1 protein-coding gene is annotated in these 2,019 nt (G+C 46.5%); it reads right to left on the bottom strand.

The window, feature by feature from the left end:
- Positions 1–119 precede the first annotated feature (119 nt).
- Entirely contained in the window at positions 120–1,439 is a 1,320-nt protein-coding gene (gene ltrA / locus E4U82_RS19445; protein WP_245183664.1) for a group II intron reverse transcriptase/maturase, read from the bottom strand.
- Positions 1,440–2,019: the final 580 nt, after the last annotated feature.

Here is a 2,019-nt window from a genome sequence, read left to right as displayed (position 1 = left end):
TAAGCCTTTGAAGTTATCTCCAGCTTTTCCTCCAGGTAGAAGGGCCACCCAATTGGTGGCCTCAACCCCCACAGAACCCGGCGTGCAGATTTCCCGCACCGGGCTCTTCAGAAATGGTTTCACAGCCGTACGTACCCTTTCAATTTTCCATATGGAATTGAAAGCTTCGGACGTACCAATGGAAACAGGGACTTAATATGCTGGAATTTCTCCCAGTTTACATATCCTTTCCGACTCCGGCTACTCAACATCTTTCGCCAATACTTTTCTGTTTCATTGTATAGCCTGCATAGTGATTCTAAGTTTCCTGCTACACCGTAATAATTATAGTGCCCTTGTAGCTTTTGGTTGATTTTGATTACTTGATCCTGTATCGGCCAATGTCGAATGTACCGCAATGTTTCCTGCATCTTTGTAATACTTCTTTTCAACCTACTCTTTTCCGTCTTTCGTCCCACCATAAAGTTTCCTTTCTTGTTTTGGGTGCAGTAGTGTGTAAACCCCAGAAAATAAATGGTGTTTAACTTCTTTCCCCATTCTTTGGCATGCTTCTTGGCAAACCGCCCAAACTCAACTAATCCCGTTTTGTCGGGTTCTAACCTGAGCTCAAATTTACCCAATCGACGCTGGAGTGCATCGTGAAAACGTTTGGCATCGGCACGATACTGAAAACAGACAATAAAATCATCAATGTACCGAATAAGATAAGCTTCTCCTTTAAGCTTTGATTTGACACTCTTTTCGAACCACAGATCCAAAACATAATGAAGATAAATATTGCTTAACAAAACACTGATTGACCCACCTTGCGGGGTTCCCTGTTTGCTTCTTACAATCTCTTCATTTTCCATAACTCCTGCCTTTAACCATCGTTGTATAAGGCTAAGAATTCTCGGATCTCCGATCCGATGCCGGACGAATTTCATCATCCACTCATGATCAAGACTGCCAAAGTAATTCTTCAAATCTGCTTCAAGAACCCAGCCAACTTTCTTACCGGATATGATTTCATTGAGTGTAGCCAATGCATGGTGGGCCCCACGTCCTGGTCTTCCACCAAATGAACAGTCGAGAAAGTCCTGCTCATAAATGGCCGAAAGCACGTGTGCTGTACTTCTTTGTAACGCACGATCAGCCACCGCAGGCACACCAATTGGACGCTTTTCCGCTTTTCCCGGCTTAGGTATCCAAACTCGGCGCACCGCAGGCGGTTTATAGCCTTTCTGATGGATATCACGCATCATCTTATCAGCCCATAACGGAAAATTTCTTTGGGCTTCGGTAGCTGTTACCCCGTCTATCCCGGGTGCTGTATCCTCTGGCATATGATGGAGACTTTTCCAAATCAGTTCCTTCGTGACATGGTGAGTCAAAGACGTAAATTGTAGTGTTGATTCCTTCTTTGCTTTCGCTGCTATTCTTTCTAATTTCGTTGTCATGACTGGGTTTCCCCTCCCTTTGTATGAAGGCCCGTATCCTCCCATTGAATGGAGCCCATGTTTCCTTAGAAAAGATTCCATTTCTGCTGACCGCTTCCCCACGTAGTAGGCTTTCCCTACCTCAGAGTACTATCAGTCAGTAAGACTTCCGGCAGGCCTTCGAGTTTTCCTCGCTTTGTAAGGCTTGTCCAACTCTATCCGCCTTCCTGCGGAAGCCTGCCGGACCTCCCTTGTTCCCAAAGAGCCCACTTGATGACATGCCGTAGGTACGAACCCCGGAAGCAACGGAGCATCTCCTCGCCTTTATCGGTGATGCCGTTTTTTGCCTTCCCCATAGCAAGACCAGGTCGGCTACTTCACAATTCGTGTGATTTCGGGGCTAATTATCCTTTTCACTTTATTCCGGCCTGTTCATCTCCCTGTCTACGCTTCGCCGTGTATGTTGCCATATCACCACGCAAGACTCGGTACATGACTGCTGGCTAAGCTTTATCAAGGCAGCCATTTCAGGCTGCATGCGCTCTTTGAGCTTGCAAGGCGCAACCTGCTCAACAAGGAGCGTGCAAGTTTCCCCGCACTC

It is taken from the genome of Lentibacillus salicampi, assembly GCF_004565465.1.
Classification (GTDB): Bacteria; Bacillota; Bacilli; order Bacillales; family Amphibacillaceae; genus Lentibacillus; species Lentibacillus salicampi.
This window is presented reverse-complemented; position numbering and strand designations above follow the sequence as displayed.